Raw genomic sequence first — 18398 nt, forward strand, 5'->3', positions numbered from 1 at the left:
AAATTTCCATTCTCTGAACGTGTTTCAGGCGGCCTGCGGCAGTTCCAGTTGCGGCTGTGGTGGCAACTGGAAAGGCGGCGCCTTCGGGAAGAGGTTGAAGCGCAGAGCGACCAGCGCCAGACGTGGTCTTTTGGCGACCGCTGGCGACCCATGATCGATGATCACCGCAATAGCGCTATCGATTGCCGAAAGGAGTCGCTCGTCAATTTCGATACGCGTTTCAGCCTTCTTGTTGCGCAGAAGCGCGCGATAGTGAGCACCGATGCCGTCGAGCACCCTATCAACCGCTTCACGACAAGGCTCAGGCAGCTTCGCCCGATATTGCTGAAGATCGATCGTATTCATGCCGTTGCGCAGATCACGCAGCAGATCGACCTTGGCGATATCCGCTGACGGGATCAGAGCCAGTCGCGGCGTCATCATACCAATGCGATCAATCATCCTAAGCAGCAAGCGGTTCATACGCTGTCGGCGATGACGGCCGGGCTGTCGCTCTGTGGCCAAAGCAAGATCATTCCAGCCTGCTTTGACCAATCGTTGCACTGTCCATTCTGCGCCCACCGAACGAACGATCGAGGTGACCACTGCTGCAATCACAATCCCCAGCACAGTCGCAAGATTGGCATTGGCAAAGCTTACAAAATCATGCGTGAGATGGCCTTGCAGCATCAGCATATTTGGCAAGTTTACGCACAGCACCATACCAAGGAGGAATTGCGATGGGATTGCCAGAAGCAGCCCTGCCGGGACAAGAAACAAGCCCAGTACCAGCATTAGCGGGAAGAACCCATCAACCAACGGCAGCAGTGCAAACTCAAAGACGAAGGCTGCAACAATAACAATAAGGAGCAACCACCCAAATTTGCGCATAACTGGAACCGGATCATCCATCGCTGCAAAGATACAGCAGAAGATACCAGCCATCATCGCAGCCGCACTGCCTTGCGACCAACCGGTGGCGACCCAGAATGCGGTTGCAACACAGGTCGACACCAGAGCGCCAAAGCCCGAAAGAATGGCCATGCCGTAATCTCTGTGCTGCGGGCGGGCTGTGAGATGAGCGTCGTAGCGACGCCACCGAAGCGAATGACGAGAACCGGAAACGATGTCCTGACGCAGCGTAATACAGTCGCTCCAGATTTGCACCAGATCTCTCACGCGGGCTGCAACATTGAATGGCAGTAGTTCGCCCCAAGTTTGCGCGTCTTTGCCAAACCGGTCAATCTCATCAATATAGCTCAGCAAAACTGCACGACGCTGCTCCGTGAGGCTCTCTCCGCTGTCAATCCAATCGCAGGCTTCATCCAGCAATTTCTGCACCGCCGGATGCCACGGCTTTTGGCCTTCACCTGGCTTGAGTACCAAGACATCATGCAGGCTCGAGATGATCGGCAAAACAGCGACCATACGCTGCTGAAGAACATGCAGGAGTGTTCCAACATTGCGGATCGATGACGTATCATAAGCCACATGCGTCGTGAGATTGCGCAGTTCAAGCGCGTCAGCTGCAAGCCGTTGGCGGTCGCGGCGAAATTCCGGGCTATCGCCCTCTCCGCGCAATGTCTCAAGTGCGAGCTTGGAACCATCGCGCAACCAACTGTCGATACGAGCCATAAGGACCGGCCCACTATGGCGTGGGAATATCAATCGGTTGACCACCGCTGCACAGATGATTCCGATTGCAATTTCTTCGACGCGGCCCACCGCATAATCAAACGTGGTTTCAGGAACGGAAACCACGGCAAAGCTCGCAATAGCCACGGTGTAGCCAGCCAGCATGAATAGATAACTGCGCGGCGTCCCATCAAGGAGGCTGATCGCCAGACAAAGCCCCATCCAAAGACCGATGGCCAATGTCAAAATCTCAGGCGAGTTGACCAGATGTGGGACAAATAAAATCGTCACAGCGCCACCAATGATCGTGCCAATGAGCCGATAAAAGCCTTTGGAAGTCGTCGCACCCGAAAGCGGGTGCGCCACAATATAGACAGCCGCAACCGACCAATATGGATTGGGCAGGTTTGCGATCAGGGCGATCCACAACGCAAGCATTGCTGCCGCAAATGTCTTCAGCGAGAAGACCACGTCCCAAAAGCGCGGCAATGTTTCAAAGGGCTTCATCATTGGTGTTACAAGTTACAAATATCAATCAGAGTTCCTGCAAAGCCTTCCTTATTAAGAAGACTGGTTCTGGAATTTTTCGCTGAGACGGCGCAGCACATCGATTGCTATGTCGACACTTTCCGGATCGAGATCGCTTAAAAACTGAGCGCGAAGCTGAGCAGCCGTCTTGTCGACTTTTGTCGCAAGCGCTCGCCCCTCGGTCGTGAGCTGAATGAGCTTCACCCGGCGGTCGCTATCATCGGCGACACGGCGGATTAGATTATCCCTCTCCAACTCGTCCACCACGCGGACAATCGTTGCACCTTCAATGCCAACTCTTTCCGCAAGCACACCCTGCGGAATGCAGTCGCCATGTCGTAAAAGCGTCATTAGCGGAATGGCCTTAGCATCAGAAAGATTGTGCTCCGCCATTGCCGCATCAAAAGCCTTACGCCACCCTCGCGCGTTGGCGGAGAGCAGCGGTGCAAATTCGACCCAAGTCTGTTTCATCGGATAAATTCCATTTAAATAGATAGCTTCATATCTATATGGATACAATCTAATTCATTGCAACCAGTATCTTCATCCCATCAAAAAAACGTGTGCTTGCATAAGGGGATTTATCCAATGCAACCAAAACGCTTGACCATTACACGGTGCCTCTGCCATCCATGCAGACATGCGCGCAAATTACAAAATGCAACGAATTTACATCGAAAATGGCCTTGGCAACGGCGTAAGCGTCGAAGCGCCGACGCAGGCCGCCCACTATCTAACTCACGTGCTGCGGTTGAAGGACAATGATCAGATACTTGCCTTCAACGGACGTGACGGCGAGTGGAAGGTCAGCCTGCGCGCGGAAGGTAAGAAACGGCTCTTTCTTGACACGATCGAGCAGACGCGTGTGCAGCCAGCCCCGCCCAGTTTAATCTACTGCTTTGCACCGTTAAAACAGGGGCGGCTTGATTATATGGTGCAAAAAGCCGTGGAAATGGGCGCTGGCGTTTTACAACCGGTGATTACACAGCACACGCAGGTACAAAAGCTTGGAACAGACCGCATAAAGGCCAATGCCATTGAAGCTGCTGAACAATGCGGTGTACTCACAATCCCCGAATGCCGCGACGCTGTCCGTTTTGACCGCTTTCTCGACCAGTGGGATCCATCGCGATATCTTATTTTTTGCGACGAAGGCCACGAAACAGATGATCCGCTGACTATTCTAGGCGGCCTTAAACCTGGCGCTTATGCTGTTTTAATCGGACCGGAAGGTGGATTTTCTGAAGCTGAGCGCCAACAGCTGCGCAGCCTGCCTTTTGTAACTGCGATACCCCTCGGGCCGCGCATCTTGCGTGCTGATACAGCTGCTGTGTCAGCACTCACCCTTGTTCAAGCAATACTGGGCGACTGGAAATCATCAGCATGATTTTAAGAAAATCCAATCATCAATGAAATTGACTTGCGTGATTTGACAAATTTGTCCAATCACGCTGACAAAGACAAATTCGACTAGGGACGATATGCATGGCGCGCGACACGACCGATGAAACAGCACTGACCGGTGTTGAAGAACTCGCAGCCTATCTTGCGGAAGGTAGCAAACCCAAAGATGCATGGCGCATCGGCACCGAACACGAGAAATTTCCGTTCTACGTTGCAGATAACAGCCCCGTTCCTTATGAAGGTTCGCACGGGATCAAAGCCATCCTTGAAGGTATGAAGGCCAAGCTTGGCTGGGAGCCGATCATCGATGAGGGCAATATTATCGGCCTTGTTGAACCAACCGGGCAAGGCGCAATTTCTCTTGAGCCAGGTGGCCAGTTCGAACTGTCCGGTGCGCCACTATCTTCGATCCATCAAACGTGTCGCGAAGTGAATGCACATCTTTCGCAGGTTCGCGAAATTGCCGAACCGCTAGGCATTCGGTTTCTAGGCCTTGGCGGTAGCCCAAAGTGGACACTTGCCGAAACGCCGGTCATGCCGAAATCGCGCTATAAAATCATGAGTAACTACATGCCGAAAGTCGGGCATGAAGGCCTCGACATGATGTACCGCACATCGACGGTTCAGGTGAACCTCGACTTTAGTTCGGAAACTGACATGCGTCGCAAGATGCAGGTTTCAATGAAGCTCCAGTCAATTGCCACGGCGCTCTTTTCGAGTTCGCCTTTCACCGAAGGCAAGCCGAACAATCTTCTGTCCTGGCGTTCCAATATCTGGCGCGACACCGACAACCAACGCTCGGGCGTTTTGCCTTTCGTTTTCTCGGAAAACTTCGGCTTCATTGATTATGTGGAATGGGCACTTGATGTGCCGATGTATTTCATCCTGCGCGACGGTCGTTATCACGACTGCACACACGTTACTTTCCGCCAGTTCATGAATGGCGCATTAAAGGGTGAAGTCAGCGATCCCGTCCCGAATATGGGGGATTGGACCAACCATTTATCAACCCTGTTCCCTGAGGTCCGCCTCAAGCGTTTCCTTGAAATGCGTGGCGCCGATGGCGGTCCTTGGCGTCGCATTTGCGCTCTGCCCGCTTACTGGGTTGGCCTGCTTTATGATGACGAAGCGCTCAGTGCCGCCGAAGATCTGACAAAGGACTGGACCTATGAAGAGGTTCTGGCGCTGCGCAACGATGTGCCTGCAAAAGCCCTGAATGCCTCGTTCCGTGGCAAGCCAGTCGCACAAATTGCACGCAAGACGCTGGAAATTTCCCGTCTTGGCCTTCTCAACCGCAAGCAGCTCAACGGCGATGGCTTTGACGAAACCCATTTCTTAGCGCCGCTCGAAGAAATCGTGGCGGCTGGCACCACCGATGCCGAACGTATGCTCAAAGCCTATAACAGTGTTTGGGCAGGTTCAGTCGAACCGATCTTCCTCGAATACGCCTACTAAGCTTTAAAATCGGTCGAGCTGAACTTCGACCGTAACCAGCGATGCGCCGGGTCACTTTCCCGGCGCTTATGCCATACCTGCACAAAAGGTATCGATGGCAAAGCTACGGGCGCAGGCAGGACCACCAGATTATCATCCGGCGGCAGATTCTTAAGCCCGCCGCGCGCAATGGTCAAAATGAGGTCCGTGCCTGCAATCAGCTGTGGTGCCACACCCCAATGCGGAACTACCACGGCAATGTGGCGTGTATGTCCTGCAAGCCTCAAGCTTTCATCGATTTCTGTTGTCGCATCGCCACGCACCGCCACCAGCGCATGAGGGCGGGCGAAATAGGCATCAGCATCAAATGTTCGCCCTTCAAGGCTTCGGCGATCCAGCAGGCAGACATACTCGTCCTGCATGATGATATCCGCTCTAATCTGGGCTGGCAGATGAGGGAAGACACCAAAGCCCAGATCAATTTCGCCATCCAAAATTCGAGCGACCATGCCTTCCCGACTGAATTGACTGACAGCAAGATCAATCCCCGGTGCATCCTGCCGCAACGCGCGCACCAACCCTGGCAGCAAGATAGTGCCGCCATAATCCGACATCGAAAGATGAAAGCGATACTGTGTCGTTGCCGGGTCAAATCCCTGTGGCCCAAGTACCGCACGAACACCTGTCAGAACCTCTGTCAGTGGTTTTGCAATTTCCATGGCCTTAAGGGTTGGTACCAGCCCTGCGCCTTCCCGGACGAGCAATGGATCATCAAGCAGATCACGCAGACGCGCCAATGCATGGCTGACTGCAGGCTGGCTCATATTGAGCCGTATCGCAGCACGGGAAACGTGCCGCTCCGTTAAAAGCACATCCAGAATGACCAGCAAATTCAAGTCAACATTTCTTAGATTATTCATCTGATGCATAGCTATCTCAATATTTCGAATTTTACATTCAATAAGCGTATAACTAGATCAGAGCTAAAGGAATAGACGAAAGGATTTTCCATGCAGGCTCAGGGATCAATTACATTTCTTGTTGCTGCGCTTATCGCCGGTGCGGTGGTGCCATTTCAAGCCGGTGCGAATGCAGCACTGGGCCGAGCGCTCGGCCATCCACTTTGGGCAACGATCATTTCGCTGATTGTCAGCATAATCTGCGTCTTGCCGGTTCTGCTCGCCATGAAAGTGTCCCTACCCACTTTCACCGGCCTTTCGGCACAGCCGAAATGGATATGGATCGGCGGCATTGCGGGCGTGCTCTATATCACCGCCGCCATTGTGCTTGCACCAAAGCTTGGCGCCGCCGGTTTCATGACTGCGGTTATCGCCGGGCAACTCATCGCCTCTGTGCTGATCGATTATTTCGGCATCATGGGATTTGTATCAAGAGAAATAACGCCTTCTCGCATAATCGGCGTGCTGCTGGTCGCCATTGGCGTCATCGTCATGCAGGGCCCATCGCTATGGCGCGGAATGCAGGCACTGGCCGCATCCGGACAGAACTAAACCGAAGGAACGCAAAATGAATTCGCAATCAACCAAACAGTCACTCACCCTTGGTGAAGGCGCTGTCCCCGTTCAAATACGCGTTGCCCGGCCAACGGATAAACTCAATGACGTCGTCGCTTTCTATCGTGATGGTCTTGGGCTGCCGCAGCTTGGTGCCTTTGCAGCCCACGCCGGATATGATGGCATTATGTTCGGCCTACCGGGAAAGAGTGCCCATCTGGAATTCACACAACATGAAGTGCAAGGTTCTTGCCAAGCGCCGTCGCAAGATAATCTTCTGGTGATCTATGTAACCGATGAGACGGCCTATGCGCATTTGAACAAACGAATGCAGGACAGAGGGTATGCGCCTGTGCAGCCAGAAAACCCATACTGGCTCAACCGCAGCTTCACCTATGAAGATCCGGACGGATGGCGTGTGGTGATCTGCAAGGAAACAGGCATTTAACCTTGCTCCATAAAGAAGGCGCGGAAACCCGCGCCTTTGCTTCATTATGCCGAAACCTGTGTTCCCTTCGTCGGATCAGGAATGACAACAATTGTGCTTCCGTCTCTCACATTGTTGTAAAGATCAATGACATCTTGATTGAGCAGCCGGATACAACCGGAGGACACCGCTTTGCCTATGCTCCATTCCTCGGACGAACCGTGAAGTCGATAAATTGTGTCGCGACCATCTTTGTGAATGTACAGCGCACGAGCACCGAGCGGGTTTTTCAAACCTGGCGGCATACCGCCATTGGCGATGCTGTAAGGTTGAAGCGCGGGCTGGCGCGCAACCATTTCGTCCGGCGGCGTCCAGCGTGGCCACTGACGTTTATACGCAATGATCGCTCGCCCCGCCCAAGAAAACCCATCACGCCCCACCCCAATGCCGTAGCGCATAGCGCGGCCATTGCCACGGACATGATAGAGATATTTGTTAGGCGTATCGACAATGACCGTGCCAACCTTCTCACTGGTTGGATAATCGACTTCCTGGCGCCAGAATTTCGGATCAACCTTGGCAACATTCACCGCAGGGAGTGGGAACTGTTCATAGGGCATTGCCTCATACATTGGCGGCACGGCGCGCACCGGCGCAGGCGTAGCAGCAACTTTGGCAGGTGCGGCCTGCTGCGTGGCCGAAACGCAACCCGAAAGTGCAACCGCACTCGCTCCGATCAGAAATGCCCTCCGGCTCGTGACCGCTTTGGGCAATAACGCCATATCACTGCCTGCCGAAAATTTACGCGACATCGAAAAACTCTTTCATTTGCACGACTTGAAGCCACATGCCTTCCAGTTGAGAACGCATGTCAACGAATGTGCGAACAGAAAGAAGAGACCAAACTTAAGTCAGCCTTAAGGAAAAAACCTAATCGGCAACCTAGGCGCTGTCGTGAACATTTATGACCCGATGAACGGGCAAGTGTTGCTAAAATAGCGATCCTTGCCCGCCGGTGCCTGATGAAGCCTTGCGCAGCCCACCCTTCGGCGACGGTATATCAAGGCCATTTCCCACAGTAGCCGAAACATCTCCATCCCGGAACCGGATCGATAAAGCGTCACCTTCAGAAACGCTTTGAGCCAGTTTGACGGGCTTGCCATCCGCATCAAAAACAACTGCAAAACCGCGATCAAGAACGCTTTCATAAGAAAGCGTCCGCATCAGACGCTCCAGTTCCTGCCCGCGTCTTTTTGCGCGATCAAGTAAGATTTTGATCGCCTGGTCGCGACGGCGATCCAGTTGTTCGATTGCGCTTTTCGCAACCACCGTACGCCTGAGTATCGGCTCAGGTGCCAACCTGTCGGAGCGTCTGGCAAGCAATGTCCGGCGCTCGCGCAAAAATGCTTCAAGCGCGCGCGGCAAACGCTGTCCGATCAGCTTCATATGGCGTTTTTGTTCGTCGAAACCACGTTGCAGCAGACGCGGCGACAACTGACGTGCGCGGCCATCAAAATGAACGCGCTTCTTTTGTGTATTCACAAAAAGCGCTCGCGTGAGCCGCGAGGCGGCTTCATCAAAACGGCGCCGTGGCAATGCTAACAGCTGATCAGAAGAGGGCAGCGCTCGGCTTGCTGCGCGATGTGCCTGGCGCTTCAAGTCAACAAACCGGGACATAGCAGACGCTAAGCGGGCAGATTGCGTCGCAACGGTGGCAATCAGATCAGCTTTGACGGGTACGGCCATCTCGGCAGCGCCGGTCGGCGTCGGTGCACGAACATCGGCAGCCAGATCGATCAAGGTCCAATCCGTCTCATGGCCCACAGCCGAAATAACGGGAATATGCGAAGCCGCTACCGCGCGAACGACAATCTCATCGTTGAACCCCCAAAGGTCTTCAAGACTGCCACCACCGCGAGCCACAATTACCACATCAGGACGGGTGATCGTACCGCCTTGAGCTAAAGCGTTGAAGCCATCCACCGCTGCGGCCACTTCCGCACCGCTCGTCTCACCTTGTACACGCACCGGCCAGACAATCACATGCAGCGGATACCGATCCGAAATACGGTGAATAATATCGCGGATCACGGCGCCTGTTGGCGAGGTGACGACACCGATCACCCTTGGCATGAAAGGAAGCAGCTGTTTAATCGCCGGATCGAATAGGCCCTCTGCTGCCAGCTTGCGCTTGCGTTCTTCAAGCAGCGCCATCAGCGCGCCCGCGCCCGCAGGTTCCATCTGTTCGATGACGATCTGATATTTGGAAGAACCCGGATACGTCGTCAGCTTGCCAGTGGCAATGACTTCCATCCCCTCTTCAGGACGGAAGCGCAGACGCCCCATCGACCCCCGCCAGATCACGGCCTCAAGCCGCGATCGGTCGTCTTTTAATGCAAAATAGGCATGCCCAGACGAATGCGGTCCACGATACCCCGAAATCTCACCGCGCACCCGCACATGCGAAAACGTGTCCTCGACCGTGCGCTTTAATGCGCCGGAGATCTCGGATACGCTATATTCCGCAACATTTGATGCGCTACCGCTTAGTATAGAATCTGAACCCATGCTCATCCCATCATAGGTACTCAGCGCTCTTGCCCGGTCAACCGGTCAAGACGTCACCCTGTATCTTTTGCACCATCACCAACCCGGTAACAATTCATTACTTCGCACACGGCGTGTCCGAACAGACGGGAAAGCTGCGATTTCAGCTGATGCAAGAGCTGCCGGCGCTGGCGATGAGATATTATCAAGACTTTCAATAATATGCTGCGCCAGCGCGTCAACAATTGCATTCTGCTTGGTATGCCCACGCATGATCCCGATGCCAAACTCCGGCAATGTACCAAAGCCGTCCGCTTCGCCCAAAACACGCATCCCGGGTCGCAGAGCGCATTCAGGTAACACAGAGACCGCAAGTCCCGACAAAACCGCAGCTGCGAGTACCGTTGCAGACCAGCTAGTAATAATAATCCTATAATCGCGCTCAGCCTGATCAAGGACATTCATTGCCGCGTGTCGCCAGATGCAGGTCGGACGACCGACAGCGAGCGGCAACACGGCCTCTTCGTGAACCGCATGACTAGCAGAAGCTACCCACAAAAGTGGCTCGGTGCGGACGACTTCTGAACGCCGCTTATCATCACATTGCGTGACAAGAGCGATGTCCAGCGTTCCACGGCGGATCATTTCGTCAAGATTAACAGTCGGCTCGCAAACCACGGAAAGTTCCACACGCGGGTTAGACCGCGCGAAACGCGCCATGATTTCGGGCAAGAAACGATCCGCATAGTCGTCAGGTGTGCCAATGCGCACATGTCCTTCAAGTTGCGTATCATCGAAAGCTGAGATGGTTTCGCCATTTAGCAGCAGCAAGCGCCGCGCATAAAGCAGCAGCCTTTCGCCATCCTCGGTCAGACGATTGACCCGTCCATCGCGTTCGAAAAGGGGCTTACCGATGCGCTCTTCTAGCCGGCGCATCTGCATGGAAACGGCTGATTGTGTTTTAAAAACCGCATCAGCTGCTCTGGTGAAACTACCCAAGTCCGCAATGGCAATGAAGGTCTGCAACTGGTCGAGATCCAAAGGCGCGCTCATCAAACCCATCCATCACTATTTTTGAACTGTTACATTAAAAACATTCGTTGGAACAATCAATTCCATTATTGGATAAAGCCAACGTCGTAGAAAATGGAGACGCGAAAGCGAATGACCTGACGACGTTAACAGTTTGACCAAGCACGCTTGAAGGAGAGCGGCAATGACAGCGATCAGCAAGACCAACATGACACATTTACCAGCCACGAGTGCGCCGACTTCCGTACTCAAGCAAGTGGTAAAATCAGTGTTTACGTCGGTTCTGCGTCGCTGGACGCTATTCCGAAACCGGCGTCACGTGCTCCACCTCAATGAACTCGATCATTACCTCCTGAAGGATATCGGGCTTCACAGTGGTGACCTCTATACAGCGATCAGTCAGCGCAACCCACAAGATCCGACGTCCGTTCTTGCGGCGCTCGCAGATGCACGCTCACGCGTGGAGGCCGCTCGCAATATTTGTTGAATGAACATCTGGCAGGCGCCACCTTCACATGCCGGGTCCCCTCTCGGCCAGCCTGCCCTTTGCCCGGCCGCACCTCTGCTGCCGGGCTTTTTTTATCCGCACTTTGCTTTCTGCGATGAAATCCCTCAGCTTTTTGAGCACTGCTAAGAAATCAATGAATTTGCCACATTTTTTTAAAAGAAGGGCTTGCGCTCATCGTTTGAGTTCGCTAGATGGTGGCCACCGACGAACGAAGTAACTCACTTCCTTCGTGATCGCGCTTCAGAAACTAGCTGATACGTGACCCTGCTGGGGAATAGGTTAACGGTAGACCCACGGACTCTGACTCCGTTAGTCCTGGTTCGAATCCAGGTTCCCCAGCCAATTTATTCTATTACACAATCCTTATTTCGAAACTGTACCGCTTTAGCTCGGTTTACACCTTAGTTTACAGAGTTGTTCATTGGCTCAAGCTTTCTGATCACTGATTCACCGAGCTTTGGATCGCGATTTAGATAGTGTGCGTTGAAGATCGAGCGGACATCACGGAGGCTGTGACCAGTGATTGTAGCTATCTCCGCTTCCGTACATCCTGCGAGTGCAAGTCGTGTCGGTTCCGCGCTGTACATGGGCGGCCATACTACAAAGACATTTGGGGGAAGTAATGACGAGAGCGGGACACCTCTATAGCTGGGCTGGAACATGCTAAGAACGACCCATTCAATGAATATGGTTTGAAAATTTCGGTGTTAGTGGCGGGTTTCGCTGGCGGTATTCTTCGAGCGCTGTCGCGAAACAAGTCAATTTTTACATGAAACAATCGCATCACCGATATGCGGTGCATTAGCTGCGGAATACATCACCGGCTCGAACATCCACTACCTTCGGGCAATTAACTTTCCATTACCTCCAGACGATCGTTCAGATGTTGGCCTTCACGCTGCAGCATTCGTCCTCGGTGTGTGTGGGATGTGGAGCAGCGATGCGCTGTTCGGAGCTGTCACCGATAGGTTGAAACGTAAACCTTAGCAGCTATCTAGCTTTTTTCATGGATTTCACCCGGCTCCTGAAGGCCATGTTATCTACGTCATTTTGAATGACGAGCGCATGAATCTCTGCCGTTGGCGGTGCAACTTTTCGTAATCCCGCCAGCATCGGCAGATCACTTGCATTGCTGGGTATGACTAACTCAAATCTATTCGCCGCGACGCCTGAGCGATAGTCGATGGTCGATGTGCGACAAGAACACGGCTGATCTTTAAGGCTGAAACCGCCGCGTTTATGCGGCGCTCGTTCGCTTCATCCAGAGCGCTTGTGGCTTCATCCAGAAATAAGAACGAAGGGCGGCGATACAACGCACGCGCAAGAAACAGCCGTTGTTTCTGACCACCGGATAGCGAGCTTCCCAGATCGCCAATCAGCGAGTCGTACCGCATAGGCATCGCCATGATTTCATCTCGCATGGCAACCATTTGAGCGCATTCTTCTATCCATACCTGGTCGGAATGTGGATCAAAGCAAGAGATATTTTCTGCGATGGTACCTGCAAACAACAGGTCGTCCTGCAACACAGTAGCAATGTGCCTGCGATAGGCAACCAGACCTGTCTCTTTGACGTCCACATCGCCCAGCAGAACTCTGCCTTCGCTTGGTTCAATAAGACCCGACATGATTTTCAGTAAAGTGGTTTTACCGCACCCAGATGGACCGGTGATGGCCACGCATTCTCCGGGTTCAATCATCAGGTTGATATTCCTGAGAACCTCTGGCAATCCTTCACCATAGGTATAGTGCACGTTCTCAACCCGCAACGGTAAGGAGTGCTCAATGGGTATTTGCAGTGGTAGCGCAGAGAGGGTTGCGACAGGTTCAGTTGACGTCAAAGCAATATCCGCGATGCGTTCGGTGTGAAGGGTAAGCATTTTCAGGTTGATCGCCAAATCAATTAGCCCCCCCACACGCCCTACAAGCTGATCCTTGTAAGCAAGGAAGGCGATGAGCATCCCGACTGTCATGGCCCCATCCATTACGGACCTTGTGCCGAGTATAAGCATGATAATTCCGTCGCTGGCTGCAAGGAACGTACCGATGATACCGAAGAGCATATCAAGCTTCTTGATCCGGAGATCTGAGTTGATCACGTTGATCAGCAAAGTGAGCCATGCGCCCCTGCGGCGGTCATGCAGGTCCATGGTTTTAATGCTGGCAACACCACGGATGGTTTCGATGAAATGCGAATCTTCTTTTGCCCCCTGTATGATCGCTGCCTCATTGGCTGCGCGATATGGATGATAGGCAGCGACACGGATGGCCAGATGCAGCACAAGGGTGATTAATGCAACCACTGCAAGCCAGCCGCCATAAAGCACCATCATGACCAATGCCCCGATGGTCATGATGCCATCGAGGACCGCGCTCACCATGTCCGTCGTCAGTGCTGACTGAATTCTTGCCAGTGATCCGAAACGCGAGACCACATCACCAACGTGTCGCTTCTCAAAATACGAGAGCGGCAGACGCAGCAGGTGATCGAACAACGCGGTTGTCCATTGCAGGTTCAGGTTTGTCCCCATGATGAGCACGGCCCATGTTCTGGCCAAACCAAAGATGAGTTGCAGGATTGTGAGTACACCAAGGCCAATCGTAATCAGTGTCAGGAGATTTTGATCCGACGCCACGATCACTTCATCGAAGATGATCTGCGATCCAATCGGTGTAAGCAGCGCAATGGCTTCCAGACAGAGTGACAAGGCAAATATCTGGAATAGCGCCCGCTTCAATCCGCTGATGCGCCGAAACATATCTGTAAGACGAATGCGTTCTTTCTCAACCTTGCGCTCAAAACCTTCTGCGGGCCAGAGTTCGAGAGCAACACCGGTAAAGCATTCTGACAACTCTTTAAGCAGGACCAATCGCCGACCACGAGCCGGATCATGAATATAGGCACCCTTAGCAGTTACCTTTTCCAGCACCACATAATGGCGCAGTTCCCAATGCAGAATGCAGGGTGTCTGAAGTTTTGACAGGTCCTCACGCTCGACGCGCACCGGGCGGGTGGCCATAAACAAACCGCTTGCGATGCGAGATATATCGAGGAGCGAGAGTCCTTTGACTGAAACCGCAAACCGACGCCGTAAGCTACTCAGATCAATCTCATGGCCATAGTACCCTGCGGTCATCGCCAGACATGCCAGTCCGCATTCCGCGACTTCGGTTTGCAGGATGACTGGTAGTTGCCGCTTCAATGACAGGGAAAAGTTCAATCTGCTCATCATGACGGGTTATTGTCGGCCTGCGTGGTGGCGCGGCCTCGCAGACTGTAGATCGGTTCAAGCAGCCATTGATATAGCGGACGGGTATCAAGAAGCAGATCGGCTTCGACGCTCATGCCTGCTCTCAACGGCTCAGCTTGCCCATATGCCATAACGTTCGGCTGATCTGGCTGGGCAGTGATCCGATATTGTGCCTGTGTCGGTTGCGGCTGAGCCGCCAGCGCGTCCGCATTGGCTTCTCCCTGCCGTAATGTCACGCGAGAGACGTTTGAAACCCGGGCACCATATTGGCCGAACTTCTGATAGGGGAACGCCGTGTACCGCAACAGTACAGGCACGCCTTCCCGGATAAAGCCAATCGCTTTGCTGTCTGCAAGCAGATGCACTTCCATCTTCTCGCCGGTGGGCAAGATCGACACCAGTGGCGTTCCAGCTGCGACAAGCTGACCAGAATGTGCAAGGACCGCTGCAATCGTACCGTCGGCAGGTGCTGCAATTACAATGGCTCTGCGTGCTTCGGACTGCGCCAGTTGCTCTTTGAGCGTTGCTATTCGCTGGCGCATCTCACCAAGCCCGATTGCAGCTGAAGCGTCGAAACCGTCGAGCTTGGACCTGACATCTGATGCTGTACTTTCAAGTTGCACCCGTTGTCTGCGCAGACTTTCGAACTCCTGGCGGTTTTGCATATAGCTTTGCTCAGCAGCTTCGTAGCTGCGCTCGAGGGTAATGCCCTTGTCAACCAGCTCTCGGTATTTGACGGCACGGGGCCGTAACACGGCAATATATGTTTCGGTTTGTGCTATCTGCGCATCAACACGCTCGATCTCCTGTGTAATAGAGCGATCACGTTCTCCCAAGGCACGCTTTTCAACCTGATCAAGCAGAGCGCGCTGCCTTATAGCCTCGTCAAGTTCATCAATACGGCTTTGAAGCTGGTCTTTGACGACACTCTCGGTCTCGCCAAGCCCAGTCTTGATGTCTGTAGCCACCAGAAATAGAGGATCACCTGCTTTAACAGTGTTCGCCTCTGCAGCGTGTACTTGTACGAGACGCCCGGTTTGCGGCGTAAAGATATGCAAAACACCCGCACTCGGAACGACAGCGCCATGGACGCGCACGCGGCGGGTGTATTGGCCGAACATCAGCACTACCAGAATGAGCGCAATAATGACCATGCCCACTCCTGTGGCTAGCTGAACCGAAATTGGTTGAATTAAACGAGGGTTACCTAGCCACGCAACGCGACGGGCAACGATGGCCTCATTTCGGAATAGAGAGACGTATTCCGCAGGGCCATAGGATGTTTCTCTAGCGGTATTCATAAGTCACACAATTGAATGATAAAAAATTCTCATAGTGATAAGTTTTCACGACGCGTCAAATATAGTCGACGTGAGAATCTCAAAAGAAATTACACCAATTATAATTATCTAAATAATAATATTGCTCTGTACGGCATCAGATTAAATTTAAGATTACGAAATATATAACTTGAGAAAATATCACAGAATTCTAACGACCATCGTGAAAAATCTAATCATACTTATCGATAATATATTTACAGGTAATCCAAATCAACTCGAGAATTAAGCTCAAAGTAAAATAAAATATTCCGAATATGATGCCACCACCCCAAATATAAACAAATATTATAGAAATAATAGTGCTCAATGCTAAGTACCAACAAAGGTTTGACCAGCCATTTATGGACATTTCTGCAATAATAAAATCTAAATATCTACTCATATATTGCAAAGCTTCTTCTTTTTGATTGAAACGGTCATTTAGAAAAATGGCAATCAACATTTATATAGTTCATTGCCAAAATCATAGCGGCTAATTTCTCCCTCCCCATCTGGAGCCGGTAGCCGCAGCTCGCCCAGCCGCATTCTGGGCATCATGCAACGTTTTATCTATGGCCTTATTGGCTCCGGCCACGAATCCACCCTCAGTTAGATGGCCCAAGCCTGAGCCTACAACACTACCCCAGGCTCTTCCCGCTGCGGCAATCGGGCCATAACCACCTGCTACTTTGGCTCCAATCACCCCTCCAATAGTTCCACCGACAGTAGCCCCCCATCCAGAGTTTGATGGACGGTTGCTATTCCCGCTACCGCCTGAAGAGCTATGTGAACTGCTGGTTCTACTACGATTCCCACCGTAATTAGCATCGCTCTTACCGGGGGAATCCAATCCTCCACTTCCCGACACCATAATCATTTCTTCTTCGGTCAAAATACGCATAAAAAATCTCCATAACTTATATAAATACCCGCATTCGATCGCACGCATACAATGTAAAGATGTGTCCTAATCTATTAGGAATTCTCCTCCATCTCCCGCACTCATCCAAAAACCTCTTCAAGTCCGTTGGACACCTTGCCCCCTCAACGCTGAAATCAGTTGCAATTAAATCGATGGGTTAGGCTCGGTTGGCGTAAGCCATCAATGTTTGGCTAACCCGATCGGTAAGATCGCCACAGACTATACCTATCATCCTGAAAAGTAGCCTTAAGGCACTCTGCAGCTGCCTTGGGAATTTGCTTGGCAACATGTCCTAAACGCTTCACAGACGGGGTGAAGTGGACGGTCAAGTCAACCCAGAAAAACATTAGCGAACAAGATTAGGCCAAGGACAAAAGTTACCCAGTATCTTTTGTAGGCGGCACTCTCAGGAACTTTGAAATGTCAGAGCGATGAGCCCTTCCAGCCCCAGAGAGAGAAGTGTTCGCTAATGTTTGCCATCTGCGGTCTACTTTATCTTTCGCCCCAACGAGATTTGGAACCTCCGAACTTCGGACCGAACTCGTTAGTCAGCTTCTCCATCAGTGTTCGCTCGTCGGTAGCGTTGAAGATATGTCTGCCAGAGTCAAACACTACCCAATGGATTTTCCCTGTCTTTGCATCCATGATACGTCTGGCTTCAACTGTACCGCTTTGCCATGTGCCCCAGATTAAGAATCTTCTCGCACCTGCTTGAAAATACTCCTATTTTTCTTAATTTTTTTTAGACATTCAATTATAGTTACTGGAAAAGAAATAATGATAATTGTAAATAATGAAGAATAAAAATAATTCTTTAAATCCATATTCATATCAAAAGTTCCGTTACCTACAGAAAACATAAGTATAAATAACCCTAATGGGAAAACCCAAAAATTTAATATGATAGATTTAATCGACATACGTTACACTCATAAACTGAAATACAGGCAAGCAACATTGCTTGCCTGCTTGAATTTTAACGCCCTCCTCCACGGCCACCGCTATCACCGCCGCCTCTTTCCCGTCCACCAGAGTAATTTCCTCCCCCACGATTGCTCGGACTTGGGGAAGTCAACCCGCCACCTGATGAACCATAAGCGCCCCCTATCGCTCCCGCAATAGCGCCTTTCAGCCCACCAAGAACGCCACCAATGGCGCCACCAATCGCTCCCCGAGCCACATTGGGATTTAGCCCAACAGCATTCGCACCATATACGTCTCTGCCAAGATAAGAATCCATAGCAGCATCTCTGCCGTCATTATTTCTTCCGCCGCGAGATTGGGGGCCGCGAGAAGCGCCAAAATCCGTGTTACGAGCCCCGCCATAATCTGGAGAATCTAGGCGACCACCGCCACTGACAATCTTCATTTCTTCGAGTGTTAAAATGCGCATATTTATACCCTTTAATACTAATTAACTTTGGTAAAATGGCAATTTCTATTGGATCGCAACTTATTATGTGTGAATGCCATTTTCGAAAATGGCGTTCTTAAAGCTATCGACACTGTCGCAAAGAATCTCGGTTTAACGCGTTCTGCTTCCTTAGCTCAAGCTGCCAGACACGAAATTGATGTAGGCGTTTAAGCGCCCATCTTACAAAAAAGCGCTTGTTCCAAGATTGGTAGCAAATCGCGATTACATAAGTAGAACAGTAAATGACCGGTGGCATTCGTGTGAACTGATTAAACGAACCGCACTGAGCAGAAAATGCTCCATTCTCAAGAAATGAGATTGAGTGGGAAGCCATCGGTATCGTACGCTGCAAGCAGCACACTTATTTTTTTAGCGCAAAGTGCGTCCAATGCTTACTCCCTCAGATACAATGCCGGTCTCGATAGTGGACCTCGAAATTTCAGCGAGTGGCCAAGCAGCATTTTTTGCCGCCTTAATAATA

Annotated in this window: 15 protein-coding genes and 1 tRNA gene; 6 read left to right on the plus strand and 10 right to left on the minus strand. The window is 51.8% G+C overall.

Features of this window, described 5'->3' with window-relative positions; translation table 11 throughout:
* Positions 1 to 24: 24 nt before the first annotated feature.
* Together QSJ70_RS18350 and QSJ70_RS18355 are read right to left on the minus strand one after the other, a co-directional pair.
* On the minus strand, positions 25 to 2124 hold the full coding sequence (locus tag QSJ70_RS18350) for an FUSC family protein (RefSeq protein ID WP_285538547.1): 2100 nt from the start codon (positions 2122 to 2124) through the stop codon (positions 25 to 27).
* 51 nt (positions 2125 to 2175) lie between these two features.
* On the minus strand, positions 2176 to 2613 hold the full coding sequence (locus tag QSJ70_RS18355) for a MarR family winged helix-turn-helix transcriptional regulator (protein ID WP_215777499.1): 438 nt from the start codon (positions 2611 to 2613) through the stop codon (positions 2176 to 2178).
* A gap of 169 nt (positions 2614 to 2782) precedes the next feature.
* On the opposite strand from QSJ70_RS18355, the gene QSJ70_RS18360 reads away from it, so the two are divergent.
* Together QSJ70_RS18360 and QSJ70_RS18365 are read left to right on the plus strand one after the other, a co-directional pair.
* On the plus strand, positions 2783 to 3529 hold the full coding sequence (locus QSJ70_RS18360; protein ID WP_352231018.1) for a 16S rRNA (uracil(1498)-N(3))-methyltransferase: 747 nt from the start codon (positions 2783 to 2785) through the stop codon (positions 3527 to 3529).
* Positions 3530 to 3627: 98 nt separating this feature from the next.
* Complete coding sequence (locus QSJ70_RS18365) at positions 3628 to 5001, plus strand: glutamate--cysteine ligase (protein WP_215777502.1); 1374 nt, start codon at positions 3628 to 3630, stop codon at positions 4999 to 5001.
* Here the strand turns inward: QSJ70_RS18365 and QSJ70_RS18370 are convergent.
* Positions 4998 to 5909 carry a LysR family transcriptional regulator gene (locus QSJ70_RS18370; RefSeq protein WP_285538553.1) on the minus strand — a complete coding sequence of 304 codons (912 nt, stop codon included), beginning with the start codon at positions 5907 to 5909 and terminating at the stop codon, positions 4998 to 5000. The genes QSJ70_RS18365 and QSJ70_RS18370 overlap by 4 nt on opposite strands.
* A gap of 81 nt (positions 5910 to 5990) precedes the next feature.
* On the opposite strand from QSJ70_RS18370, the gene QSJ70_RS18375 reads away from it, so the two are divergent.
* Positions 5991 to 6491, plus strand: coding sequence for a DMT family transporter (locus tag QSJ70_RS18375; RefSeq protein ID WP_215777505.1), 501 nt, complete (start codon positions 5991 to 5993; stop codon positions 6489 to 6491).
* Between the two features lie 16 nt (positions 6492 to 6507).
* Positions 6508 to 6942 (plus strand): VOC family protein, encoded by a 435-nt coding sequence (locus tag QSJ70_RS18380; RefSeq protein ID WP_285538556.1) that lies wholly within the window; start codon positions 6508 to 6510, stop codon positions 6940 to 6942.
* A 44-nt stretch (positions 6943 to 6986) separates the two neighbouring features.
* Here the strand turns inward: QSJ70_RS18380 and QSJ70_RS18385 are convergent, their stop codons facing one another.
* The 3 genes from QSJ70_RS18385 to QSJ70_RS18395 form a co-directional block, all read right to left on the minus strand.
* On the minus strand, positions 6987 to 7733 hold the full coding sequence (locus QSJ70_RS18385; RefSeq protein ID WP_285538558.1) for a L,D-transpeptidase: 747 nt from the start codon (positions 7731 to 7733) through the stop codon (positions 6987 to 6989).
* A 178-nt stretch (positions 7734 to 7911) separates the two neighbouring features.
* Positions 7912 to 9489, minus strand: a complete 1578-nt coding sequence (xseA, locus tag QSJ70_RS18390; RefSeq protein WP_285538560.1) for an exodeoxyribonuclease VII large subunit — start codon at positions 9487 to 9489, stop codon at positions 7912 to 7914.
* A 75-nt stretch (positions 9490 to 9564) separates the two neighbouring features.
* On the minus strand, positions 9565 to 10521 hold the full coding sequence (locus QSJ70_RS18395; protein ID WP_285538562.1) for a LysR substrate-binding domain-containing protein: 957 nt from the start codon (positions 10519 to 10521) through the stop codon (positions 9565 to 9567).
* 163 nt (positions 10522 to 10684) lie between these two features.
* Here QSJ70_RS18395 and QSJ70_RS18400 point away from each other — a divergent pair, with 163 nt between their 5' ends.
* Positions 10685 to 10987 (plus strand): DUF1127 domain-containing protein, encoded by a 303-nt coding sequence (locus tag QSJ70_RS18400; protein ID WP_285538564.1) that lies wholly within the window; start codon positions 10685 to 10687, stop codon positions 10985 to 10987.
* A gap of 289 nt (positions 10988 to 11276) precedes the next feature.
* Positions 11277 to 11350, plus strand: a tRNA-Gln gene (locus QSJ70_RS18405).
* Between the two features lie 800 nt (positions 11351 to 12150).
* Here the strand turns inward: QSJ70_RS18405 and QSJ70_RS18420 are convergent.
* The 4 genes from QSJ70_RS18420 to QSJ70_RS18435 form a co-directional block, all read right to left on the minus strand.
* A complete protein-coding gene (locus tag QSJ70_RS18420; protein ID WP_285538742.1) occupies positions 12151 to 14238 on the minus strand; it encodes a peptidase domain-containing ABC transporter in 2088 nt (695 codons plus the stop codon).
* On the minus strand, positions 14238 to 15413 hold the full coding sequence (locus QSJ70_RS18425; protein WP_285538566.1) for an HlyD family secretion protein: 1176 nt from the start codon (positions 15411 to 15413) through the stop codon (positions 14238 to 14240). The genes QSJ70_RS18420 and QSJ70_RS18425 overlap by 1 nt, the downstream gene beginning before the upstream one ends.
* A 358-nt stretch (positions 15414 to 15771) precedes the next feature.
* Entirely contained in the window at positions 15772 to 16044 is a 273-nt protein-coding gene (locus tag QSJ70_RS18430; protein WP_285538568.1) for a hypothetical protein, read from the minus strand.
* A gap of 1435 nt (positions 16045 to 17479) precedes the next feature.
* Positions 17480 to 17896 (minus strand): hypothetical protein, encoded by a 417-nt coding sequence (locus tag QSJ70_RS18435; RefSeq protein ID WP_285538570.1) that lies wholly within the window; start codon positions 17894 to 17896, stop codon positions 17480 to 17482.
* Positions 17897 to 18398 lie beyond the last annotated feature (502 nt).

The organism is Brucella sp. NBRC 12950, assembly GCF_030268145.1.
In the GTDB taxonomy this organism is placed as follows: domain Bacteria; phylum Pseudomonadota; class Alphaproteobacteria; order Rhizobiales; family Rhizobiaceae; genus Brucella.